The organism is Polaribacter sp. OB-PA-B3, from assembly GCF_054589375.1.
Map to the genome: position 1 here is coordinate 352641 of NZ_BAAIIX010000002.1, position 23887 is coordinate 376527.

General features: G+C 25.7%; 23 protein-coding genes. 1 reads left to right on the top strand and 22 read right to left on the bottom strand.

Translation table 11 applies throughout. From position 1 onward, the window contains the following. The first annotated feature begins 6 nt into the window (after window positions 1-6). A complete protein-coding gene (locus tag ACYPV9_RS05330; RefSeq protein ID WP_459742134.1) occupies window positions 7-1188 on the top strand; it encodes a lipoprotein N-acyltransferase Lnb domain-containing protein in 1182 nt (393 codons plus the stop codon). On the opposite strand, the gene ACYPV9_RS05335 is transcribed toward ACYPV9_RS05330, so the two are convergent. From ACYPV9_RS05335 to ACYPV9_RS05440, 22 genes are read right to left on the bottom strand one after another with little or no spacing between them, the layout of a single operon-like run. After that, window positions 1168-2547 (bottom strand): exopolysaccharide biosynthesis polyprenyl glycosylphosphotransferase, encoded by a 1380-nt coding sequence (locus ACYPV9_RS05335; protein ID WP_459742136.1) that lies wholly within the window; start codon window positions 2545-2547, stop codon window positions 1168-1170. The genes ACYPV9_RS05330 and ACYPV9_RS05335 overlap by 21 nt on opposite strands. Next, complete coding sequence (locus tag ACYPV9_RS05340; protein ID WP_459742138.1) at window positions 2547-3287, bottom strand: glycosyltransferase family 2 protein; 741 nt, start codon at window positions 3285-3287, stop codon at window positions 2547-2549. The genes ACYPV9_RS05335 and ACYPV9_RS05340 overlap by 1 nt, the downstream gene beginning before the upstream one ends. Then, the gene (locus ACYPV9_RS05345; RefSeq protein ID WP_459742139.1) at window positions 3280-4563 is read right to left on the bottom strand and encodes a phenylacetate--CoA ligase family protein; all 1284 of its coding nucleotides are present in this window, start codon (window positions 4561-4563) and stop codon (window positions 3280-3282) included. Before ACYPV9_RS05345 ends, ACYPV9_RS05340 begins: the two co-directional genes overlap by 8 nt. Next, complete coding sequence (locus ACYPV9_RS05350) at window positions 4564-5565, bottom strand: glycosyltransferase family 4 protein (RefSeq protein ID WP_459742141.1); 1002 nt, start codon at window positions 5563-5565, stop codon at window positions 4564-4566. Then, on the bottom strand, window positions 5558-6925 hold the full coding sequence (locus ACYPV9_RS05355) for an O-antigen ligase family protein (protein ID WP_459742143.1): 1368 nt from the start codon (window positions 6923-6925) through the stop codon (window positions 5558-5560). The genes ACYPV9_RS05350 and ACYPV9_RS05355 overlap by 8 nt, the downstream gene beginning before the upstream one ends. A gap of 2 nt (window positions 6926-6927) precedes the next feature. Beyond that, a complete protein-coding gene (locus ACYPV9_RS05360) occupies window positions 6928-8004 on the bottom strand; it encodes a glycosyltransferase (protein ID WP_459742145.1) in 1077 nt (358 codons plus the stop codon). Continuing rightward, a complete protein-coding gene (locus tag ACYPV9_RS05365; RefSeq protein WP_459742147.1) occupies window positions 7997-9130 on the bottom strand; it encodes a glycosyltransferase in 1134 nt (377 codons plus the stop codon). The genes ACYPV9_RS05360 and ACYPV9_RS05365 overlap by 8 nt, the downstream gene beginning before the upstream one ends. After that, window positions 9130-10266: a glycosyltransferase family 4 protein gene (locus ACYPV9_RS05370; RefSeq protein ID WP_459742149.1), complete on the bottom strand. Its 1137-nt coding sequence runs from the start codon at window positions 10264-10266 to the stop codon at window positions 9130-9132. The genes ACYPV9_RS05365 and ACYPV9_RS05370 overlap by 1 nt, the downstream gene beginning before the upstream one ends. Before the next feature lie 14 nt (window positions 10267-10280). Next, the gene (locus tag ACYPV9_RS05375) at window positions 10281-11648 is read right to left on the bottom strand and encodes a hypothetical protein (protein ID WP_459742151.1); all 1368 of its coding nucleotides are present in this window, start codon (window positions 11646-11648) and stop codon (window positions 10281-10283) included. Between the two features lie 6 nt (window positions 11649-11654). Further along, window positions 11655-12308, bottom strand: a complete 654-nt coding sequence (locus tag ACYPV9_RS05380) for an acylneuraminate cytidylyltransferase family protein (protein WP_459742152.1) — start codon at window positions 12306-12308, stop codon at window positions 11655-11657. A 1-nt stretch (window position 12309) separates the two neighbouring features. Beyond that, window positions 12310-13431, bottom strand: a complete 1122-nt coding sequence (gene neuC / locus ACYPV9_RS05385) for a UDP-N-acetylglucosamine 2-epimerase (RefSeq protein WP_459742153.1) — start codon at window positions 13429-13431, stop codon at window positions 12310-12312. Next, entirely contained in the window at window positions 13432-14025 is a 594-nt protein-coding gene (locus tag ACYPV9_RS05390) for an LbetaH domain-containing protein (RefSeq protein ID WP_459742155.1), read from the bottom strand. A 2-nt stretch (window positions 14026-14027) separates the two neighbouring features. Next, window positions 14028-15074: an N-acetylneuraminate synthase gene (gene neuB / locus ACYPV9_RS05395; protein ID WP_459742156.1), complete on the bottom strand. Its 1047-nt coding sequence runs from the start codon at window positions 15072-15074 to the stop codon at window positions 14028-14030. Window positions 15075-15091: 17 nt separating this feature from the next. Next, window positions 15092-16165: a glycosyltransferase gene (locus ACYPV9_RS05400; RefSeq protein ID WP_459742158.1), complete on the bottom strand. Its 1074-nt coding sequence runs from the start codon at window positions 16163-16165 to the stop codon at window positions 15092-15094. Window positions 16166-16167: 2 nt separating this feature from the next. Beyond that, entirely contained in the window at window positions 16168-17184 is a 1017-nt protein-coding gene (locus tag ACYPV9_RS05405; protein ID WP_459742160.1) for a glycosyltransferase family A protein, read from the bottom strand. A gap of 12 nt (window positions 17185-17196) precedes the next feature. Next, a complete protein-coding gene (locus ACYPV9_RS05410) occupies window positions 17197-17922 on the bottom strand; it encodes a class I SAM-dependent methyltransferase (protein ID WP_459742161.1) in 726 nt (241 codons plus the stop codon). Next, window positions 17909-18850 (bottom strand): NAD-dependent epimerase/dehydratase family protein, encoded by a 942-nt coding sequence (locus tag ACYPV9_RS05415; protein WP_459742163.1) that lies wholly within the window; start codon window positions 18848-18850, stop codon window positions 17909-17911. Before ACYPV9_RS05415 ends, ACYPV9_RS05410 begins: the two co-directional genes overlap by 14 nt. Continuing rightward, the gene (locus ACYPV9_RS05420; RefSeq protein ID WP_459742165.1) at window positions 18850-19713 is read right to left on the bottom strand and encodes a glycosyltransferase family 2 protein; all 864 of its coding nucleotides are present in this window, start codon (window positions 19711-19713) and stop codon (window positions 18850-18852) included. Before ACYPV9_RS05420 ends, ACYPV9_RS05415 begins: the two co-directional genes overlap by 1 nt. Before the next feature lie 2 nt (window positions 19714-19715). After that, on the bottom strand, window positions 19716-20630 hold the full coding sequence (locus ACYPV9_RS05425) for a glycosyltransferase family 2 protein (protein ID WP_459742167.1): 915 nt from the start codon (window positions 20628-20630) through the stop codon (window positions 19716-19718). A 36-nt stretch (window positions 20631-20666) separates the two neighbouring features. Then, window positions 20667-21743 carry a glycosyltransferase family 4 protein gene (locus ACYPV9_RS05430; RefSeq protein ID WP_459742169.1) on the bottom strand — a complete coding sequence of 359 codons (1077 nt, stop codon included), beginning with the start codon at window positions 21741-21743 and terminating at the stop codon, window positions 20667-20669. Continuing rightward, window positions 21743-23011, bottom strand: a complete 1269-nt coding sequence (locus tag ACYPV9_RS05435) for an ABC transporter ATP-binding protein (protein WP_459742171.1) — start codon at window positions 23009-23011, stop codon at window positions 21743-21745. Before ACYPV9_RS05435 ends, ACYPV9_RS05430 begins: the two co-directional genes overlap by 1 nt. 2 nt (window positions 23012-23013) lie before the next feature. Next, the gene (locus ACYPV9_RS05440; protein ID WP_299060162.1) at window positions 23014-23886 is read right to left on the bottom strand and encodes an ABC transporter permease; all 873 of its coding nucleotides are present in this window, start codon (window positions 23884-23886) and stop codon (window positions 23014-23016) included. Between the last annotated feature and the right edge of the window lies 1 nt (window position 23887).

A 23887-nucleotide genomic window follows, 5' to 3' on the forward strand; every position in this document is an offset into this window, starting at 1 on the left:
TTTATTATGATAAAAAAACTACTTATAGTTCTTCCTATCTTTTTATTATTATTTAAAATTAATCATGCTCAGAAATTATCTACTTTCTCAGAGATATCTATTGTTACTGCAGGTCCTGGTAAAGAATTATATGAGAAATTTGGTCATTCTGCAATTAGAATTAAAGACCCTTCTTTAAATTTAGATGTTATCTATAACTACGGAATATTTGATTTTGATAAACCTAATTTTCTATTAAACTTTGCACAAGGTAAGATGTATTACTTGTTAGCTAAATATGATTTTGTCTATTTTTTTAATAGTTACATGAAAGATAAGCGTTGGTTAAAACAACAGGTTCTTAACTTAACGCTGCAAGAAAAACAAGACTATTACTCATATTTAGAAAACAATGCATTAAAGCAAAATGCAACGTATTTATATGATCCCTTTTTTAATAATTGCGCTTCTAAACTGAAAGATATTTCCCTTGAAGTTTTGAAGGAAAATTTAATTTTAGAAAGTAATACAATAGAAAATAATAAAACCTTAAGACATTTAATGAACAACGAAATTACTTGGAACACTTGGGGTAATTTTGGAATTAATTTAATTGCTGGTACTATTTTAGATAAAGAAAGAAATCAAGTAGCTTACACCTATTTACCTGATTATTTATACAAAACTTCTAAGAGTGCAAAAATTAAAAGAAACGGAAAAACTGTAAATTTTGTTAAACGCGAAGATATTTTATTAAATTATGAAGAAGTTCATAATAATAATTTTATTGTAAGTCCTATTTTTATTTTTTCAATTTTATTAATTATTGTATTACTAATAACATTTAGAAATATAAAAAATAACAAAAGATCAAAATTTTTAGATTTTTTAATCTTTTTTATAACCGGTTTAATTGGTTTAGCTTTAAGTTATTTATGGCTATTTTCTTCACACACAACTGCTCCAAATAATTTTAATATATTATGGGCCTTTTTACCTAATATTATTATTGCATTTTTACTTTTAAGAAAATCGGTAAAACATTGGGTGAGAAATTATTTAAAAGTTATAATAGTTTTATTAAATATAGTTCTGTTATTATGGATATTTGATATACAGAGTTTTCCTATAACTTTAATTCCTATTTTAATATTATTAAATATTAGATATTTCTATTTGCTAAAAAACTTATTGCCCTCTATAAAATAAGATTGTTGTAATTGTTTTAATTAAGATTTTAAAATCAAGAAAAGCACTTCTTTCTTTAATGTAATACAAGTCGTATCTAAGCTTTATTTCTTGCTCTTTTATTGTATTTGCATACGGATAGTTTACTTGTGCCCAACCTGTCAAGCCAGGTCTAACAATGTTTCTTATAGAATAAAACGGAATTTTATTTTCTAAATCTTTTACAAATTCTGGTCTTTCTGGTCTTGGTCCTATAATTCCCATATCACCTTTTAATATATTGTAAAATTGCGGAACTTCATCTAGCCTTGTATGCCTTAAAAACTTACCAAATGTTGTAATTCTTACATCATTTTTTTGAGCCCAAACAGCACCATTATTCTCTGCGTTTGTAACCATAGATCTAAGTTTATAAATCTTAAAAATTTGGCCATTTTGTCCTACTCTATCCTGTGAATAAAAGAGAGGACCACGATTGGCCAAAATATTTCCTATCAAAATTATAGGAAAAACAATTAAAAAAGCAATCAAACCAATTAATGCAATAATAATATCTGTTACTCTTAATCCAAACAAATAAAACCTATTAGTATTATTTTTACTAAAATTAATATGCTTGTAAAAATTAAGTTCTAAATATTCTTTAGGTACTCTTAAGTTTATTTCCTCATAAAACGACTCGTAACTTGCAATATTATATCCTTTTTGAAAAAGAAAAATTAATTCTTTATTCAAAGATTCCAAAACTTCATCAGATAATCCATCTTTAGAAACAATAATTTCATTTATACTATTATCCGTAAAAAATTCTGAAAGCTTCTCATTTTCGACATTTCTAAAACCTTTTACATTTTCTATTTCTTTGTCAGAAAAATAAGCTCTAAGGTTATGAAAATTATCTTTTTGAATTTTTTCTAACATCCCTTTTATCTTATCAGATTTTCCAATAAAAATGACAGTTTTAAAATACTTCGGAGAAAATATTAACTGAATATATAAAAACCTCCATACAACGATTGGTATTGCAAGAATTAAAAAAAGATAGACAATTTGAAGTCTATTATTAGGCAAAATAGGTGATAAAAATGGTGTGAAAACGTAAAATATTGTTGTAGCAAAAGCAGTAACAACAATACTTCTAAGTACTAAATACCTATTGTTTGAGATGTTTAAATTAAATAATTGAAATATTTCTCCAAAAATTAAATAATAAGAAACTAATAAGAATATCCAACCTAAAACGCTTTCACTATAAAAATTGAAATAGCTAAAATTTAATATTTCAAAAGAAAAATACAAACTAGTAATAATTACTATTGTATCTATCACTCTAAGCAAAATTTTACGCTCAGAAATATTAAAATATTTTTTTTGATTCATTAAAATAATTTATTCAAAACATTTGACGAAAGATAAAAAAATGATTTAACATATGACATTTTTTCAATATTTTTAAATAGATAAAAATTCCATTTAAGCATTTCAAATTTATTATTAGAAATAGATTGATTTCTTAATCTATAATGTGCTAAAATTTCCTGAATTCCGTAGGCATGCTTTTCAATTTTTAAAATTTTTAACCATAAGGCATAATCTTGTCTTTTTCTGATATTAGGCATATAAATTTTACCCAATTTATCAGCATTATAAATTACTGTTAAGCAACCAATTCTGTTCGAATAAAGCATGTTTTTATAACTTAGAATTGGCCTACAAACAAATTTTTTAATTGGCTTTTCTGATGTTTCATTTATGGTGCTGTATGAAGTGTGTGTTAAATTATAATTATTTTCAATCATAAATTTTAATTGAACTTCTAATTTATTAGATAACCAAATATCATCACTATCTAAAAAAGCTATAAAATTACCTTGTGCTAGCTTTATTGCAGTATTTCTTGCAATTGCTGTTCCAGAGTTTTTAGTTAATTTATGAAGCTTAATCCTACTATCTTTAGCAATAAAACTTTCAATTAATATAATGCTGTCATCCGTAGAACAATCATCAACAATAAGCATTTCCCAATTTGTATAAGTTTGGATTAAAACACTATTTATGGTTTTTGATATAAATGCTGATGAATTATAACTCGGTGTTATTATAGAAACTAAATTATTCATTTATAGTAGAAATAAAGTTTTTTAATTTACCCTTAGATTTTTTTAACTCTGCTTTTGTATGAATTACAAAATCGATGTCATCTTTAAAATGTTGATTAATTTCTTCACCCAACTTTTTTTGAAGGTCTTCTTCAATTTGATTCTGAATTAAAAACACCAATTTACCTTTTTCCTCTTGTAAAACTTGATAGTTTAAATTTATATTTTCTTTTTTTGAAATATTTTTAAAAATGTAATACAAATATAAACTAGGATACAAATTTTGTTTCCCGTAAATATTTTCTCCTACTCTACCTGTTATTTCTTTGATAATTAAATGTTTCTTTCCACAAGTACATTCCTCATTTCTTGGTGCTAAGGAAATATAATCACCTAATTTATATCGAATAATAGGAAATGATTTTAATTGCAGATTTGTAACAAAAATTTCGTTATTAATTTCTTCCACATAAACACCTTCCATATTTATGTGAATATTTCCGTTATCACATTCAAAACCTATAATTCCTGCTTCTGTTGCACCATATTCACTTACCATTTTCAATCCGAAAGCTTTTTTTATTTCTTCTTGATATGAATCAAAAATTTTTTCTGATGTACCTTTAACTAATTTTATATTTTTCGGTTTTTCTAAATTTAGTTTATTGATTAATACAGCAGTTTGATAAATCATTGAAGAATAACCTTGAACATAAATCGCATTTTTAGTTTTCTTGATGAAATTCTTAAGTGATTTTTCTTCGAAACTAAAAATTCTAAATCTATTTTGTAGTTTATCTAAAATTCTGTTTTTAATTTTAGAGCTAAACGAGAAACTAAATCCCCAGAAATATCCATTTCTATCCCACGGATTAACGTCATGCCAAGAATAACCACGTTGAATTGCTGCTCTATTAAACGAATCTGCTTCTTCGTTTCTGTAAAATTTTAATGATTGACCAGAAGTACCTGAAGTTGTAGCTAAAAATTGTTTGTGAAACTTTAAATTGGTATGAATTACATTAACGTTTTCAATTAATTCCTCTTTCGTTAATATTGGAATTTTGCTTAATTCATCTAATGTTTTAATATCATGAATATTAATATTTGTATATTTTGATTTGTAATAAGTAGAGTTTTCTTTGGCTAAAATTAATATTTCTTTCAATTTTTTAAATTGGTAATCTTCTAGTTGTTCTAAAGACCAATTCTCGGTAGTTTTTAAAAATCGATAACTTTTTTTAAGAGTCGGATTCCTAAAATATTGTCCCAAATGGTAAATAAGCTTGTGCATCATTTATTTTAGTATTTCTAACCACTTTTTTCTCACTGAGTTCCAGCTAAAACTTTCTACTTTTTTTCTTGCATTTATAGCTAAATCTTGATGCTTCCCTTCAACAATTAAATTAACGGCTTTCGCCATAGCTTTTACATCTTTTTTATCAACTAACAAACCATCAATATCATCTTCTATTAAATACGGAATTCCACCAACGTTGGTAGAAACAATTGGCAAACCCAAAGCCATAGCTTCGATAATACTTACGGGCATATTATCAAAATTAGAAGTATTTATAAATATATCAAACTCTTTAGATTTTTTATGCCATTCTTCCTTAGCCAAGAAACCTGTAATTTCAATTTTGTCAATTAAATTATATTGACTCGCAAGTTTTAGAAAATTTTGATGTGAATTATCTTTTATTGGACCAATCATGCACAATGTAGCTTCTGAGAAAGATTTTAAAACCTCTTTTAATACATTTAAAGCCATTTCTGGATTGTAAATTTCATGAAAAGCTCTAACAAATAGTAGTTTAGGTTTTATATTATTTCTTTTTAAAAATGGGTATTTATCAATTTTAATGATGTTTGGTATTACATCAACTTTAAAATTACACCTTTCAAATTCTTTTTTTAAATATAAAGAAGGAGATACATTTATATGAGAATTATTAAAAATTAAACTCGATATAAATTCGTTTTTTTTAAGCCTATTGGGTAAATCTCCACCATGTAAAATAGGGATGTATTTAATCTTAAGGATTCTACATATTTGTGAGCAAATTAAAGCATAATAAAAGTTAGTTGTGCTGTATGTATCAATGATAACGTAATCTAATTTAAACCCTAATTTTAATAAATTAAGGCACATATCTAAAAGCCTAAGAAATTTATTTTGTTTATTAGAAGTGATAATTATATCAAAGCCCTCTATTCTTAGGCAATCACTTAATATCTTTAAAGTAGTTTCATTTTTTGTATTATTATTACCAATATAGAGAACCTTTTTACTCATTATCGATAAACATTAAATTCTCATCTTCTGTATTTTCAATATCATCAATATTTGTGATATTTAACAAACTTAAAGCGTAAACAAATCCAGGAAGAGCGATTCTCATAGCAGAATGATTTATAGTTAAAAACCATATAAGGTAAAAAGCAATTGTAAATGCTTTTTGATAAGAATTCCCTTTTAAAAAATTAAATAATGGAATACTAATTAAAGTTATTAATAATATAAATCCGATATAACCGTGTTCTTCTAACAATCTACCTACCTCATTATGTGATGCAGCTGTAGTTCCTTCTCCTTTTTTCATTCTTTCATATTTACCATTACCAACTCCAATACCTAAAGGATTTTCTAAAAAATTACCTATTTGAATTTTTAAAATATCTACCCTACCTGTTGTAATATCTTTTTGAACACCAATTGCATTTTTTCCTGTATATCGATTATTTAACATTCCGTTGGTAATATCTAACGTATATATCCAAATAGACAATATAAAAACCAATGCTAACATTAAGTATCTAAAAAACTTTACAAATGATATTTTCTTATACATTAAAAAGAATATAACAAAAAATGCGATAGAAATTATAGCTGTTAAAATTCCACCTCTAGAAAATGTTAATAATCCACGATATGAAAAATAAATTAAAAAAATAGCATCTATATATATAAAGCCAGTTAATTGTTTATTTGATAATATATAAACTGTTAAAATGAACATACCAAGACCAATTGCAGTTGCAACTTGATTTGGCCCAAATCCTCCAGAGGTTTTAAAATTTGCTTCACCTCCAAATACTATTTCACTTAAATCAGGTGTTCTGAAATAAAGATAAATTATCATAGAAAATAATGGCAACAGTATAAAGTATAAAACATCCATTAATCTTTGAGCAGAAACCTTTCTCTGATAGCAATATATTGCAGAAATACCTAATACAATTGGTCCACTTAAATTAAAAAGAATATTTTTTCTTATTGATTCACCTTCAGGTACTTTTGTAAAAATAACACCTAATAATAAAAGTAAAATATAAAAGACATATTGGACAGAAAAAATTTGCTTAAATTTACCTACAAACATTCCTAATAGAAGATATAATATAACAATATACTTTCCTGTTTCATAAAATATAAAACCACTAGTCATACGTATGTAAACCTCTGCACCAACAATATAAGCTGCAAAAAGTAACCCTTCTTCGTTTTCATTTTTTGAATTAAAAATGAAATAAATAGGAATTAAAATAATTACCAAACCAAAAATTTTTGGAAATAAACTAAATGTACCAAAATATCCAAAAGCTAGATGAATTAATATGAATACAAGTTTATTTTGAAGAATTAATTTTATCAAAATTAAGAATTATAAATTTTAATTATTTTTTTTAAAAAAGGGCCTATAGAATAGTTTTTCTTAATATTGATTTCATTATTTTGTCCAAACTTAATTCGATCAGTTTCTGATTTTATTAACAATTCTAATTTATCAACTAGTTGATTTATATTATTGCTTTCAATTAAATAACCCGTTTTTTTATCAATAACAACATCTGAACATTGACCAACATTTGTACAAACTACAGGTAACTTAGCTAAACCGTATTCTAAAAGAGCTAAAGGTAAACCTTCTGAACTAGATGATAAAACCCCAATATCTGATTGGAATAAAATATTTTTGATATCCATTTTAGCATCATAAACAAAAATATGCTTTTCTAAATTCAATTCTTTAATTAATGCTAAGTTTTTTTGTGTATATAAATCATTCCCAAGTCTTCCTACTAAATGCAAAGTCCAATCAGGGTTATCTTTATTTAGTTTTGCAAAAGCCTCTATTAAAAATTGATGGTTTTTTTGATTTCGAAAAGCTGCCAATTGAATTATTCTCTTTCCATTTTCACCGTTCAATTTTGTTTTTTCTTTTACTAAATTAAAGCTCGCAAAATTATTTACAAAAAAAACATTTTTACAGTATAATTTTTTTTCAGACCAATCTTTCAACTTTACATTTACTGATATTATAGAATGAGTAAAAAGTGAAAATAGTTTTAGAAATATGCTTGTTCTATACTTCAAGTTTTCACTATCACCATAGTGATCATGCCATATTATTTTTAATTTAGGATTTATTACTTTCAGACAAAAGGCAACAAATATTGAGGTTGCATGTGCATGAATCACTGAGATGTTATTCATATTTACATATCTTTTTAATTTAATCAAAGCTTTAATATCTACCGTTTTTTTTCTATCTAAAAATATATAATTTGCTTTATTATTGATGTTTTCTATTAATTTACCTTCTTTTCTTGTAGCACAAATATGTGAGTTTATTCCAACTTCATTTAAACCGTTATTTATATTAACTGCTAAAACTTCTGCTCCGCCTGTTTCTAATGTATCAATAATTTGAACAATACCTAAATTACTCATAATTATTATCTAAAATTTTTTTAATTTCAACTTCAAATTTATCTAAAGTATATTCTTGAGACCAATTGGTTGCATTTAAAACTTTTTCTTGATATTTTTTTTCATCATTTAAATATCTTTTTATTTCAAAGATAATATCATCGATATTAATATCAGGTTTTAAAACACTTCCTCTTGAGCCATTACCAAGCATGTAATTTACACATGAAACATTTGATGATATTGGTAAACAACTCCAAAACATTGCTTCTGCCACAACTTTAGGCCAACCTTCAGATTTAGAAATAAACAGTAAAAAATGTGATTCTTTAAAGGCTTTTTTTACTTCAATTTTAGGCTTATTACCATGTAAAAAGATTGTATTTTCTAGAGATTTTTTTTTAATATAATTTTGTATTTCAATATATTTATCCCCATTTCCAAACATATTTAATTGTACATTAAAACCTTGTTTAGAAAGTTTTTCTATAACTTTTACACTTAACATTGGTTGTTTTCCAACTGAAAAAGCACCAACAAATATAAATTTAATTACTGATGATAAGTTTTTAGTTTTTATTATTTCTATTTCATTTTTTTTATAGGATGCTGTAAAAAAAGGAATTATATTTTTTGATTGATTTTCCCAATTTCCGTATACCAAAACCTTACAGTTTTTTGTTAATATAGTATTCGATAAAATCCATTTTTGAATCTTATAACTAACAGGCTGTTTGCTGTTTGGATCCCAATTACCTGCATATTTTACTGTCTTTTGTTTAGAAGGGTAAAATATTTGAGCTAAAGCACCTAAAAGTCCAATATTACCAGGGCATCGTAGATGTATATGATCTACATTTTTTATAAATTTTATAATTTTAAAAAAAATTAAAGGAATGTATAAAATATTATGCAATGCGTATGCAATATTTTTAATATGCAGACTAGGTATTTTTTCTAATTTAACTCTAACACCAGTATATTCAGTTTCTATAGCAGTTAGTTTTTCTTTTGATATTGGTGATAAAATTTTTATTTCAGTGACGTATTTAGCCCATAAATTCATCTCTCTTACGTAAGGCTCATAAGCATAAATTTTGTCAAAATGCTCTTTATGAATTGCATGCGTTATAATTCCAAATTTCATTATCTTAAAATTGATTTATAAAATGAAATATTATCTTCTAAAATACTATCAGAGTCAAAACATTCTAAGATATGTTTCCTACTCTTTTCTATTAATTCTAATCTCTTTTTATGGTCTGATAATAAATCAATTACTTTTTCACTAATTTCTTCTTTAGAGTTAGGTTTAAAAAAGAGTACTGAATTAGAATTTCCTACAATTTCATTAAAGGGTTTTATATTACTTGCTATAATTGCTTTTCCCATAGCCATTCCCTCAATTAAAGTTAACCCAAAAGATTCTGATATAGAAGGATAAATGCATAATTGAGCTTCTTCTAGTCTTCTAGGTAAATCCTTGTATGGAATACTTCCTGTAAATTTTATATTGTGTTTATCTATATCTTTTATTCTTTTCTTTAATGATCCTGTGTAAGAATTACCATTATTATCTACCCAATCTCTACCTATTATTTCTAAGACCACATTTGGGAATTTCTCTTTTATTAAAGGTATAGCGTCTATTAAACTATCTATTCCCTTTTTGTAACAGACAGTACCAACAAATAGTAGCTTGTAAAATTTTTCTTTATCAAACGAGCTTTTGTAAAAAGGTTGTAAATTTACACTATTATATATAGTTGTATAATAAATATTTTGTTTTAGCAGTTTTTTTGTTTTGTAGCCAACATAATTACTTACTGCTACAAAATTATCTGCTTTTTTAAAAGATATTTTTTCTTGATAAGCTTTCCATTTATTAACTTTTCTTTGCTCTTCAGACGCAAAAAAATGGTGTCCTCCATGTAATCTAATTACTTTCTTATAAGGAGTTTTATAAGGAAAAAAAGCAAAATTCAATTCACTTCCTTCAATAATATCTATTTGTTTTTTTTTATGGATTTTTTTTATGCATTTTAAAATTCTAATTTTATGATCATAAAATCTTGCAAATTTCCATTTAGAAATTCTTAACCTATAAACGTCTATTTTATTAGTTTTATAGGTCTCATCTCTCTGGATATCGTAAACTCCTAATACAGAAACTTTTATGTTATTCTCTGTCAATTGTTCTGCTAAAAATTTAACAAAAGTACCAATACCTCCATGTGCATCATTTTTATGAGGATACTCATTCGTCAAAAAAAGAATATGCATTTTAAATAATAAATTTAATTAATAAGATTATTTACAATATTCTTAGAAATGTTATCACTATCTAAATTTATTGTTTTTAACCATTTAGTACCTGAAGAATACTTTTGGTTTATAGCTTCTTTAATAACCGAAAAAATTTCTTCTTTCGAATTTATCCAATATACAGATTGTTTTGTAGGCATTGACTTAAAATGTTGAAATTTATATATGGTATCTACATCCCAATTAAAATCTTTAACTGTATTGTAATTTAAATATGCTGCAGGTTTATTAAAAAAAGCAAAATCATGAGCCATTGTAGATCCTAAATTAATAACAAAATCTGAATGAGCGCAAATATTTGTAAGTATTTTTATGTCTTCATAATAAGGATATAAAGTTGTCCAGTTTTTAGAATTATTACTCCATGCTGGTTCTATTGGAATAATTCTATCTGCATATTTCTTTAATATATTTTTATATCTATCCGATGTGTCTACTGGACATCTTCTAAAGATAATTTGATACTCTTTTTCATGATCATTTTTAACGATAGCTTCACAAATATCTTCTAAATAATTTGGATCATAAGGAGAGGTCAGTAAATCATCACCAGAAAAACAAATTGTTTTCTTTTTTACATCTAAATTATATTTTTCAAAGAAAACATGTTTTGGTAAGATATTACTTTTGTCCTTATAGAAATCAAACTGAGGTGTACCAGTAACTATAACTCTATCTTTACTTATTTCTGGGTAAAATAGTTTAATCTCTTCTTTCATGTACTTAGACCAAACTAAATATTTATCAGTTTTAACGGCTAATCTAGCTTTTGGTATATTATCCCAAGAATAAATTACACCAACTGTTTTTATTCCTAATAAATTAGCAGCTTTAACTATAGGTATTGCTTTAATAGCTCTTTGATGAGTACAAAAAATAGTTTTTGGTTCTATTTTTTTTAAAAAATCTATTTCATTCTTTGAAAATTTTAGAGAAAAGTTTTCGTATTTATTTTCTAACCATAAAATTCGAGAATATTTTTTACTACAAAACTTACCTAAAATTTGTACTAGCTTATAAAAAATCTTTTGTACACCTTTTCTATTATAATTCCAATTCTTTAAAATTGTAGTATTTTTTACTAATTTTGCGTTGTAGTTTAACCTAGCAAAAGCAATGGTTTCTCTAAAAAATTTATGTTTAATAGATTCTTTATAATTTATATTTTTTTTATCTTCAAAATCTATTTTATGTAGTTTTTTTACTTCATTTAGTGCATTAGCATCTAAAGAATGATATACAATTACTTTATTTTTAGATTTTAATAGTAAAGGAATAATATCTGAAAACAAGTAGTTTCTAATACCTACACCATCGGGAACCACAATTAAAATGCTCATAAACTATTATATTAAATCTTCTTTAGTATCTATATCTAAACTTTTTAGTTTGCTCATCTGGTAATCTATTGTATTGTCTGTTATTAACAATTCTTTTTCAAGAAATTTCTTAGTTTTAATAATATAAATTGCTCCATTTGCTCTGTAAGTCTCGGGTAATATTTGCCTTGGACTAAAAGGAAAATCATTATTAATAATACCTTTTAAGAAACCATTTTTATCTAATTTAAAAGTTTTGTACGGATGATGCTCTACATTACAAACACTAATTAAAGAATCTGCATTGTGTTTTTCTATTTTTTTAAAAGATGCATCTATATCTTTAGAATCTCTTAATGGAGAAGTTGGTTGTAATAGAATAATGTAGTCATATTTTTTATTTTGTAGACTAGTTATAGCGTGTTTTAATACAGGTTCTGTTCTGGTTGAATCTTCTGCTAAATAGTTAGGTCTTTTTAATAGCAAAACATCTTTATTTTTTTTAGCAACTTCTAGAATTTCATCACTATCAGATGATACTAGGATATCTGTTATATAATTAGACTGTAATGCGGCTTCAATAGTCCATTGCATTAATGGTTTTCCCCTAAAATTAATAATATTTTTCATAGGAATTCCCTTAGACCCTCCTCTTGCAGGAATAATTGCTAATACTTTCATTCTATAAATCTTGAAATTGTTTTTGTCTACTTACTTTCCAAAAATTTTCTCTCTTAAGTAATTCTAAAAACAAAATATCACTTTCTCCATTTCCAAATTCTATATTTTCATTGTTTTTACAACTATTTTCAATATTATTTATTGTTTCTAATATTTGCAGCTTATTATGCTTTACATTCTTAATAGAAATAGCATTACCTCTATTATGTTGCCTAGTGCCTACATCTATTGTTGGAATATTATAAAAAGGAGCTTCTCTAATACCAGCGCTAGAATTACCAATTATAAATTGTGCTTTACTTAAAAGTTTTAAGAAATATTCAAATCTTAAAGAAGGAAAAATTTTAAATCTTTTATTATTTTCAAGCCTTTTGTATTCATTTAATATTTCTTTAGTACCTAAATCGTTATTAGGGTAAATAACAATATAGTTTTTCGTTGATGTTAATAATGCATCAACAAAGATCTTAGTTTGTTCTTTAATCTTATGATATTCTGTAGTTACTGGGTGATACATTACAATAGCAAACTCTTTAAATTTAATGTCGTAATAATTTTTAACTTGTGTTAATTTAGGTAATTTTTTAGGGTTCATTAAATCTAAATCAGGAGAACCTATAACATGCAAAGAACTTTCTAATTCCCCCATTTGAATCAATCTTTTTTTAGCTTCTAGATTAGAAACCAAATGTATATGAGATAATTTACTAACAGAATGTCTAATCAGTTCGTCAATAGTACCAGATATCTCTCCTCCCTCTATATGTCCAACCAAAATATTATTTAAACTACCAACAATAGCACCTGCAAGAGCTTCTACTCTATCTCCATGAACAATAATTAAATCTGGTTTTTTAATAGCTATATATTCAGAAAAACCTTGAATTGTTTTTGCTAGAGTTCTATCCATAAACTCAGCTCCAACATGGTTTTGAAAAGTAGCTATATTTGTAAAACCACTTTTATAAATTTCATTTACAGTAAGACCATATTTATCATCTAAATGCATTCCTGTAGCAAATATTTGCACTTCAAAATCTGTAGATTTTTGAGTGATCTTTATTAAAGATTTAAGTTTCCCAAAATCTGCACGAGTTCCTGTTAGAAAAACTATCTTTTTCATTTATTCTTTGTAAATAGTTTTAGTATTTGTTATTACAATTTTATCTTTTTCTACGTCCCTATTTACAAGAGTATGGGCTCCAATAACAACGTTGTCTGCTATTTTATTTTCTCCTATAATAGAAGAATTACAGTACATAACTACATTATTTCCTATGACATTACCTGCTCCTTTTCCATTAATTTTATGCCCAATTGTACACCCTTGATGAATTTTAAAACCTTTACCAATTTTATTTCTACTTCCAATAACGGTAGATTGCCCATGAACTATATAAAAACCTACATCTATTTTATTATTAAAATAAATTTCACAAGTGCATAATTCTTTTAGTAACCAATGTACCTGAGGCGTTAAATTATCTAGATTATCATTATGTAATTCGCTACCTAATCGGTATAAAAAAATGGCTAATTCGTTATTATTATTATTAATTATCCTAAATTTAATTTCGTTTTCATTAATTTCTGGAAAATGATATTTTACATCCATAATAGTAATTTCTAAAGCTCTATTAACTATGTAACTAGGAATTAAAATAGGTTTAAAAACTTTTTTTTGAAGAAACGAAATAAAATTAATAATATCAGTCATTATTATATAGAAATATCATTTAGGCCTAAATGCGTATCATTATCAATATCTCTAGTTGCTTTCTTTCCTAAAATAAAATTATAATCTTCAGCTAAAATTTCTCCTGTTCCAGGTCTTTTTACCCATAGATTATTTTTTGTAAAAGTCTCTCCTTTTTTAATTTCTTTTATTGCAACTACTGTAGCAAAAGCAAAATCTATAGTTACCTGCTCTTCTTTAACAGGCTCTTTTGTGCCTCCTCGCATTTGCCAAATTAAATTACTACCTTCAATAAGTTCTTTACATTTGTTTTCATCCATAGAGCAAATAATATCGGGTCCTGTTCTTTGCATATGGTCTGTAAAATGTCGTTCTAAGATAGAGGCTCCTAATGCAACTGCTCCTAAACAAGCATGATTGGTTAAAGTATGGTCTGAGAGTCCAAAGACATTATCTGGGAAATTACTAGACAATTCTTGCATTGCTCCAAAACGAACTAAATGTGGCGGTGTAGGATACAAATTTGTTGTATGTAATAATGCCAAAGGAACATTAGCTTTTTTAAAAATAGCTATAGCTTTAGCTACACTTTTTATCGTATTCATGCCTGTACTTAAAATTACAGGTTTACCAAAAGAGGCTATATGTTCTAATAATGGATAATTATTACACTCTCCAGAACCAATTTTATATGCAGAAACTCCCATTCTTTCTAACCTTTCTGCTGCTGCTCTAGAGAATGGAGTAGAAATGAAAATCATTCCTTTACTTTCTACATATTCTTTTAATTCAATTTCATCTTCTTCGTTTAAAGCACAACGTTTCATTATTTCATAAATAGAAACATCCGCATTTCCTGGAATTACTTTTTTGGCAGCACCACTCATCTCGTCTTCTACAATATGTGTTTGATGTTTAACACATTCTGCACCAGCTCTATGGGCAGCATCAACCATTTCTTTAGCTACTTTTAAAGAACCTTCATGATTAATTCCTATTTCTGCAATTACAAACGGAGGAAAATCTTTTCCTATTTTTCTTCCTTTTATTTCTATAAATTTATTATTCAAAATTTTAATATCTTTTTTTATAATAATGATTTTTTAAATTTTTCTTCCCAGTCTTCATAACTCCATATAGAAGAAGCTTTTTCTATTGTTATATTTTCTTTTTTAGAATTGTACGATTTTTTAAAAGCTAATAACCAATTTTCTAACATATTAGGTTTATCTACAACTGTAATATTATGTAACCCTGAAATAACTTCAGGAATCCCCCCATTATTAGATGTTATAATTTTAGCTCCGCATTTTATAGATTCTACTAAAGAAAGTCCAAAACCTTCTTTCCACAAAGAAGTAAAAAAATAATAATCTGATATTTGTAAATATTTAGCCATTTCATGATTTGAAATTCGACCAATATTAAAAACATTTTTTTTATTAATTTTAAGATTAGAACCTATTATAATAAACTTTACAGGTACATTTAATTTATTAATTTCATCTATAATTTTAGTGAAGATGTGTAATCCTTTTTTTCTTCTAGGATTAGACATCCAACAAATAATTTGGTCATTAAAATGAAATCCCATTTTAGTTTTTTGCTTGCTTTTATCAACTGCTTCTAACGGATAAAATATTGATGAATCTGCACCATTACCTACAATAACAACTTCTGGAGTAAAAGTTTCTTTTGTATTAAGAGTGTCTTTGTAACTTAAATTTGTTAAAAAAAGTACTTTATCTACTTTATTTAATATCAATTCATCTAATTTTAAACTAAAACCATGAAAAGAAAAAATTAAATTAATTTCACAATTAAATTTATATTTTTCTAAAGCAATTGCTTCTAACAAGTGTAAATCATCTAAAACAACAATAGTAATTTTTTTTGCTTTTTTTGATAACTTTGATATTGAATTCAAATAATCTCTAGCTACCCAATATTTTAAATTTAAGTTTCTTACCTTTTTATTCCAGGTAAAAAAGTTTTTTTTTTGACAAAATATATTATTTGTTCCCTCTTTTTCAGGTGATAAAATATAATCAAAAAAATCTGGATTATTTGTGATAAACTTACTTAGTCTTGTTGACCAACTCCCAATAATGTTAGAAGGTAACCCAATGTTAGATATTAAAATACGTGTTTCTTTTAACATAATTAATAATCAGCTTTCATTCCTTTATATGAAAAATAGATTTTTTTTGCTTTCTTAAACAAAACTCTATGCAAAATCTTACCTATAAAATAACCTTGTTTTTTAACATACTTTACATTAGAAAGAGATTTTAAAGGATTATTTGTAAAATTACTTTTTTTAATCTTATCTAACTCCTCTATCATCCATTGTTCTATAGTGTTTCCTAGATGATACGCATAATTACTTGTAGTAGCTAGTCTAAGCAAATTAGCTTTATCATTGGGTATATCAAAATAATCAGATTCACTACCTCCAACAATTTTAAGCTTACAAACCTCATTAGGGCTTTTTTTAAAAACTTCTGCTCTAAAAGTAGCCACAAAATGTCCACAACCAATTACAGCTTTAGTCTCATCTTTACTAATTGTTAAATATTTACTTAAATGTTGTTTATTGTACATTTTTTTTCTGCCAATACTTTTTTGAAAATTTATCATTGCTTTAGGATTCTGTACATCAGAAAACTTTAACTTCCCTTTTGTAAGAGCATAGTATATAGTACTGTATATATATTCTGATCTATAACCTAAGCTTGTTGGTACAGGAGATACCATTCCTGCTTGTGGAAACACATCTAGTATTTTTTCTACTTCTTTTTGCCAATTAGGTAAAAACATAACATCTGCATCCGAAATGGATATTAAAGGTTCTAAATTACTTTTTACTGCAGCATAAATTGCATTTATTTTACCTAAATTAACTTTAGATTGTAGCAACTGATCCACTAAGTCGTTAGATTTATATATTTTCTGTAAATAATTAACAACTTCAGGACAACAATTATTATTTATTATAGTTACTCTTGTTTTAGAGTGTATTGTTGATAAAAGAGATTCTAAACATAAAACTAATATTTTTAAACCATCTTTAAAATATTCTTCATCCAAGTTTGGTATATAAACAGGTATAACAACCCTGTGATAGGATTCTATTTCTAGATTACTATTTTCTTTAGCGGGGTTATTTCCAATCCTCATAGACAGTAATTTTTAGTGACTTAACGGATTTGTAGAAAAATTATCTCCTTTGGTAATAGTACCATAAACTTTTTGGTATCTTAAATTACCTTTTAAATCTTTATTCCATTCTAATAAAATTTCTTTTTCATAAGGTCTTTTTGTATCATCTAAAAATATACAGCAAGATCTAGATAATTTACCCTTAACAACAGGAATAGCAGTATATCTTATATGATTAGATGTATCTGTACTTGGGCCATCTATAATTACTAAATCGACTTGTTCCTTTAGTGCATTTATATTTTTATAAACTTCATCTAAATCGTACCAATACTCATTATCATATTTTTGAAAAATATCTTTATTATGTTTTGATAATTGGCTATGAACTAAACTAACCGATTCTGAACAATTATATTTTTCTAGTTGTTTTAATATTATTTTTAACCATCCTTCGTTGTTATCAAAACTTAAAATTTTGGTTTCTAAATTATTTATTTTAATAAACCTAGAAATAATAATTGTAGATATTCCTGAACCAAACTCAATAATTTGTTTTCTGTCATTAAACAAAATATCATTCAATATATGTAAAATGGTAAATGGATTTAAAGAAAAAGGTGTAAATGGTAAATAACTATATTCTGGAAATAATTTTAAAATGAATTGTAAAGCATATGCATCATCATTACTTCTATGAATTTTATCAATTTCTTTAATGGTTTTTTTTAACTTTCTTAATTTATTTGATAACATTTGTATTTTTTTTCTTAAAATCAATTAATCTAAGAATTCCTTCTTCTACAGAAACTAAGTCTCTCTGTAAAATTTCTCTCATCTTATGAATATCAGGGCACCTTCTGTTCATATCTCCTTCTTTTAAAGCTGGTACATGAACTATTTTTGATTTGGAATTTGTTAATTTAACAACTAACTCAGCTAATTTTTTTACTGTTAACTCAACATCATTCCCAATATTAATAACGTCATTTTTGACTAAAGAGTTTTCATGTATTTTAATAATGGTATCTATATTATCGTCAATATAACAAAACGTTCTTGTTTGTAAACCATCTCCATAAAGGGTAATATTTTCATTTCTTAAGGCTAAGTCAATAAATTTAGGAACTACAAAATCATCACTTTGGTTAGGTCCATAAGTGTTAAAAAATCTAAAAATAGAATATTGTAAATTAAATTCTTGATGATAAGATTTTAAATACGATTCTCCTAAATTTTTAACTATAGCATAAGGTAATTTAGAATTTAAAGGCGTGGTTTTTTCATTCTGAGGTATTTCAAAAGGTTCTCCATAAACTTCAGAAGAAGATGAAAAATATACTCGGTTTACATTTGTGTTTTTACATAATTTTAAAATATTGTCAAATCCTTTAATATCTTCTAATACCCAAAGAGGATTATTAAGTGTTCTTTGCACACCAACCACTGCCGCAAAGTGAAAAACATAGTTAAAATTATATCTAAAGAAAACTCCAGAAATATCATTATAATCATTAACATTTCCTTTAATAAAAATTACATTTTCTTTATTTGGAACCTTATTAAGATTACCTGTTAATAAATTATCAAAAACAATTATTTTGTTATTCTTATTCTCTGAAAGTTTTGCTACCAAAGAACTTCCAACGTTTCCTGCTCCTCCCGTAACCAAAATGTGTGTCATTATTTTATATTTTTTAAAGTATATATTGGTAAAAAATACTTTTTAAAAAAGCTTAATTTTACACTATTTTTAGATGTATTTAAATTCCTCATCTTAGAAAGTAATAACTTTCTAGCAATTTTATTTAAAATAATTGGATTTTTTATTCCCATTTTAATAAAATTATTAAAAATTTTCTTCTCAAGCCCATTATATTTTTCTACTTGAGATGATAAACTTTTACTCTCCGAATATACTCTATATTGAGTTAAAACTTTATCAATATACAATACTTTGTGTTTAAAAAACATTCTTTGGTAAAAATCTGTATCTTCTCCTACTTCTATACCTTCATCAAAAAAAAGAGTTCCTTTAAAAACTTCTTTTCTAATAAGTGGTGTAGAGGCTTTTACAAGCCAAACTCCCAGTGCATTCCAAAAAACATATCCAGATCTTTTATGTATTTTTTCTTTTGAAGCTCCATAGAATATACCTTTCCTATTATCAAACTCATCTATTACTTCTACAGGACCATGTACACAATCAACATCATTATGGTTATTTAGAGCATTTATCTGGATTTTTAATTTTTCTTTCATCCATATATCATCATCATCTAAAAAAGCTACAAAGCTTCCTTTTGCTTTTTTTACTCCATAATTCCTTGCAGATGAGACTCCTCCATTTTTTTTATAATAGTAAAAACATTTTTTAAATTTTTCACAAACGGATTTAGCATAATTATCAGAAGACCCATCATCTATAACTAATACTTCTATGTTTTTGTATGTTTGGTTTAATACACTTAGTATTGTTTTTTCTAAATATTGCTTTCTATTGTATGTTGGTATAATTACCGACACTAATAAGTTATTTTTAGCCATTTTTAAATTTTGTTTATTAAAAATCTAAGTAGATGTTTGTAATATAAAAAAGCCAAAAACCTATTATCATTTAGCCTATATAAAAAATTTATTTTATACCACTGTTTTTTGTTGTTCCATACATAATACTTAATGTAATGTTGTAAAAATTCCTTTTTTTTATCTTTAAAATTAAAATAATTTAAAAAAGATATTTTTTCCGAATAAATCATTTTTAAATTACTAATATTATTTTTTACAGTAGTGGAATTTTCATGTCTTCTAAAATAATTTAAATGATCATTTACAAATACAAAACCGCTATCTTTTATTAAATAAGTCCATAAAAACATATCAGATGATTGTTTGTAACTAAATAATTTATTTGGGATACTATTAGAAGGGTTCTTAAACACAACTGCACTTCCGTTTGTAATGTATGGGTTAAAAAGAACAGTATCCATAAAAAACTTATTATCAAACACTTTTGATGTTTTTTTCTTTACCTCTAAATCATGTGTTCTTTTTTTAGAGGTATACATTTTTTTTCCATGTTCATTAACATAAACAGAATTGCAGAAAGCTAAAGCTGCTTTAGAATTATTCTCTAAGGCATTAACTAATTTTTCTAAAAAAAAACAATCAGAATAATCATCTGTTTCAGCAATCCATATATATTTTCCTTTTGCTAATTCTATTCCTTTTTGCCAAGATTTATATCCGCTACCAGAATTATTTTTATTAATAATAAAATCTGCTATTTTATTTGAATTTTCTTCATTAAACTTTTTAAGTACCTCTATACTTCCATCTGTAGATGCATCATCTATTATAATTAACTCCCAATACTTATATGTTTGATTTTTGATTGAATCTAATCTATCTAACAAATATTGTTTATGATTATAACTGGGTAAAATAATAGAAACCTTATGCATATTTAATTTTATAAAAATAAGATGGTTATAAATAAACTATTTATTAAAATTATTTTTTTCAAAAATTGAAGTCCAAACAGATGTAATATCATTTTCCTCAACTTCAATAGAATATTCTTTTAAAATAAACCCAGATGCTTTTTTACCTTGTTCTAAATGCTTTAATTTATTTTTATCGTAATTAAGTAATAGCTGTTCTAATTTTTGTGCATACATCAAAACATTTCTATCTGGTATTGGATAACTGAACTCTTCTTTAAAAAATTCATCTCCTCCTTTCCCAGGATAACCGATAACCAAACAACCACAAGCCATTGCTTCTGCAGGAGGCATACCAAAACCTTCGTTAATACTAAAATTTAAAAAAATAGCACTTTCTTTAAGTACATCAGCAACCTGATTCTCTGTCATGTTATCTATTTCTACTAATTCCCAACCTTCTAAAACGCCTCTAAATTTTAATATATTAATTATTTGTAACAAATCAACTTTTAACCTTCGAGGCATATAAGCTATTTGTCTCTTTTTATTTTTCTGATAATAGAAATTATTACGATCTATACCATAGTGTACTCTATATAAATCTTTTTTGGGAAATGAATAATTTATATATTTTTTTCCATTTTCTGAGTTTACTATTATCGCTATTAAATCTTTATTTAAATAAGGTGTTTCTTTATTATTTAAATCCAAATTATGTCCAAAAAAAGTCTGATAACATCCTTGGTTATAGATTACTTTCTTTATACCTGGTAATATTTTAGCCACCTTATTACCATAAACCTCAGGAAAAACCAAAATATCTGACTCAGTTATTTCTATATTTTGATTATTTATTTTGTTAATTTTAAAAGTTACTATTTTGTTTATAAGTTTTCTTATCTTTTGTAACCCTTTTGGTTTCCCAAACCTTAAAAGTTCTATATCCTTAAAAATCTTAGAATTATATAATATAGGGGTAGAGTTATAAAACCATGTACATTTAAAAGAACGATTTTGATGTAAGATAAAAGCTTTAAAACCATTTTTATTTAAAACATCTACCTGTCTGTATATTTGTTTAATACCTCCCGTAGGTTTATTAATATCTGGGCAAATAAATAGTATTCTCATTACTTAAAACTTACATTAAAATCTAATAAAATTCTAGCTTCTTCAATAGGAATCACTTTTCCGTTAGAATAGTAATCACCTTCTGTAACATCAAAATATGTATAGTTTTGTAACCAATCTGTTCTAGTATTATTATAATACATGTCTGTACTTATATAATATCTTCCTACATTTAACTGCAAGTTTTCTAATTTAAATAAAATTGAATTAGGTTTTTCAAGATTTTCTACTTTATGTAACCAATTGCTCAGCCACCCTATTCTTTGTCCATATTGATCATCTATTTTTACATCTAAACGAAGATCTTTAGTTTCAATACTATTTTTACTGTTTTCTAGATAAAACTCTAAATGAAAAGGTTTAGCAGTTTGAGGTGATACGTTTTGGTTTTCTCCGTATATTTCAGTTTTTACTACTTTAACTAAACCATTTCCTTTTCTAATATCATAATTTTCTTTAAAAGAATTAGCTTTCCCTCCTTTTAAATACTCATTAATAGCACCCTCTACTTTACCTTCAAAATCAATTACTCCGTTATGTATAACAAAAGCTCTCGTACATAAACTCTTAACAGCTGCCATATTATGGCTCACAAACAATACGGTTCTATCTCCTTCTTTAGATATATCTTGCATCTTACCAATGGCTTTTTTTTGAAACTCAGCATCACCAACAGCTAAAACTTCATCAACAATTAAAATATCTGGCTCTAAATGAGCTGCAACTGCAAAAGCCAAACGCACTTTCATTCCACTTGAATAACGTTTTACAGGTGTATCTATGTAACGTTCACACCCAGAAAAAGAAACTATTTCATCTAGTTTAGAAGCTATTTCTTTTTTTGTCATTCCGAGAATTGCCCCATTCAAAAATATATTTTCTTTCCCTGTCATTTCTGGATGAAAACCAGTACCAACTTCTAACAAAGAAGCTATTCTACCATTTGATTTTATTGAACCTGTGGTTGGACCCGTAACTTTTGAAAGTATTTTTAATAATGTAGATTTTCCTGCTCCGTTTTTACCAATAATTCCAAGAACTTCTCCTTTTTTAACTTCAAAATTGATATCTTTTAATGCCCAAACATACTCTGATCCTCCTTTAGATGATCTATCATTAGATTCTCCAATTTTTAAATACGGATCTTCTTTTCCTCTAATTTTAGCCAGAAAACGATTTAAGTCATGGCTTATTGTTCCAGTACCTAAAGTTCCTAAACGATATTGTTTAGATAAATTTTCAACTTTTAAAATAACTTCCTTACTCATATTTAAATAGTATCTATAAAAGTTTTTTCTGTTTTATTAAAAATCAATAATCCTAAAAAGAAAATTATAATTGTAAATATTGATGTATACACAATTCCGAAAGAAGAAAAATTACCATCATTTAAAAGTATAAATCTACCAAATTCTATTAAATGTGCTATCGGGTTTATATCAACTATCCAAGAATAATCAGTTCCGTTTTCAATATCGGTTAACTTTTCTCTCATTAAATCTAAAGGATACATTACTGCTGATAAATACATCAGTAACTGGACACCAAAAGATACTAAAAAAGTTAAATCTCTATATTTAGTTACCATAGATGAAATTATCATACCTAAGCCTAAACCAATCATCCCCATTGCAATTATCAATAAAGGAAAAAACAATATATATATATTTGGTAGTATGTCATATCCTGAAATAACATAATAAAGATAGAAACAAACAAATATAAATATTTGAATACCAAATTTTAACAAATTAGAAATCACTATTGACATTGGCATTATAACTCTGGGAAAATATACTTTACCGAAAATTGCTTCGTTTTTTTTAAAAGTATCAGAAGTAGCTGTTAAGCATTCTTTAAAATAATTCCAAGTTGTTACACCCGCTAAATTAAATAAAAACGGAGGAACATCGCCTGTAGATATACCTGCAATATTATTAAAAACCAACGTAAATATTACAGAAGTAAATAATGGCTGAATTAAATACCAAAGTGGTCCTAAAATTGTTTGCTTGTATACAGTTACAACATCTCTTTTTACAAACAAAAGAAGCAAATCTCGATATTGCCAAACTTCTTTTAAGTTTAAGTCTAATAAATTGTTTTTTGGCGTTATTTCATAAAGCCATTTATCTTTTTGCATT

Excerpts from the sequence above, each read along its gene's own strand:
- ACYPV9_RS05400 (WP_459742158.1), bottom strand. The coding sequence starts at position 16,165 with ATGTTAAAAGAAACACGTATTTTAATATCTAACATTGGGTTACCTTCT.
- ACYPV9_RS05405 (WP_459742160.1), bottom strand. The coding sequence starts at position 17,184 with ATGAGGATTGGAAATAACCCCGCTAAAGAAAATAGTAATCTAGAAATA.
- neuC (WP_459742153.1), bottom strand. The coding sequence starts at position 13,431 with ATGAAAAAGATAGTTTTTCTAACAGGAACTCGTGCAGATTTTGGGAAA.
- ACYPV9_RS05420 (WP_459742165.1), bottom strand. The coding sequence starts at position 19,713 with ATGGCTAAAAATAACTTATTAGTGTCGGTAATTATACCAACATACAAT.
- ACYPV9_RS05425 (WP_459742167.1), bottom strand. The coding sequence starts at position 20,630 with ATGCATAAGGTTTCTATTATTTTACCCAGTTATAATCATAAACAATAT.
- ACYPV9_RS05335 (WP_459742136.1), bottom strand. The coding sequence starts at position 2,547 with ATGAATCAAAAAAAATATTTTAATATTTCTGAGCGTAAAATTTTGCTT.
- ACYPV9_RS05350 (WP_459742141.1), bottom strand. The coding sequence starts at position 5,565 with ATGAGTAAAAAGGTTCTCTATATTGGTAATAATAATACAAAAAATGAA.
- ACYPV9_RS05375 (WP_459742151.1), bottom strand. The coding sequence starts at position 11,648 with ATGAGCATTTTAATTGTGGTTCCCGATGGTGTAGGTATTAGAAACTAC.
- ACYPV9_RS05360 (WP_459742145.1), bottom strand. The coding sequence starts at position 8,004 with ATGAGTAATTTAGGTATTGTTCAAATTATTGATACATTAGAAACAGGC.
- ACYPV9_RS05380 (WP_459742152.1), bottom strand. The coding sequence starts at position 12,308 with ATGAAAGTATTAGCAATTATTCCTGCAAGAGGAGGGTCTAAGGGAATT.
- ACYPV9_RS05365 (WP_459742147.1), bottom strand. The coding sequence starts at position 9,130 with ATGAAATTTGGAATTATAACGCATGCAATTCATAAAGAGCATTTTGAC.
- ACYPV9_RS05430 (WP_459742169.1), bottom strand. The coding sequence starts at position 21,743 with ATGAGAATACTATTTATTTGCCCAGATATTAATAAACCTACGGGAGGT.
- ACYPV9_RS05410 (WP_459742161.1), bottom strand. The coding sequence starts at position 17,922 with ATGTTATCAAATAAATTAAGAAAGTTAAAAAAAACCATTAAAGAAATT.
- ACYPV9_RS05390 (WP_459742155.1), bottom strand. The coding sequence starts at position 14,025 with ATGACTGATATTATTAATTTTATTTCGTTTCTTCAAAAAAAAGTTTTT.
- ACYPV9_RS05440 (WP_299060162.1), bottom strand. The coding sequence starts at position 23,886 with ATGCAAAAAGATAAATGGCTTTATGAAATAACGCCAAAAAACAATTTA.
- ACYPV9_RS05345 (WP_459742139.1), bottom strand. The coding sequence starts at position 4,563 with ATGATGCACAAGCTTATTTACCATTTGGGACAATATTTTAGGAATCCG.
- ACYPV9_RS05415 (WP_459742163.1), bottom strand. The coding sequence starts at position 18,850 with ATGACACACATTTTGGTTACGGGAGGAGCAGGAAACGTTGGAAGTTCT.
- ACYPV9_RS05330 (WP_459742134.1), top strand. The coding sequence starts at position 7 with ATGATAAAAAAACTACTTATAGTTCTTCCTATCTTTTTATTATTATTT.
- ACYPV9_RS05340 (WP_459742138.1), bottom strand. The coding sequence starts at position 3,287 with ATGAATAATTTAGTTTCTATAATAACACCGAGTTATAATTCATCAGCA.
- ACYPV9_RS05435 (WP_459742171.1), bottom strand. The coding sequence starts at position 23,011 with ATGAGTAAGGAAGTTATTTTAAAAGTTGAAAATTTATCTAAACAATAT.
- ACYPV9_RS05370 (WP_459742149.1), bottom strand. The coding sequence starts at position 10,266 with ATGCATATTCTTTTTTTGACGAATGAGTATCCTCATAAAAATGATGCA.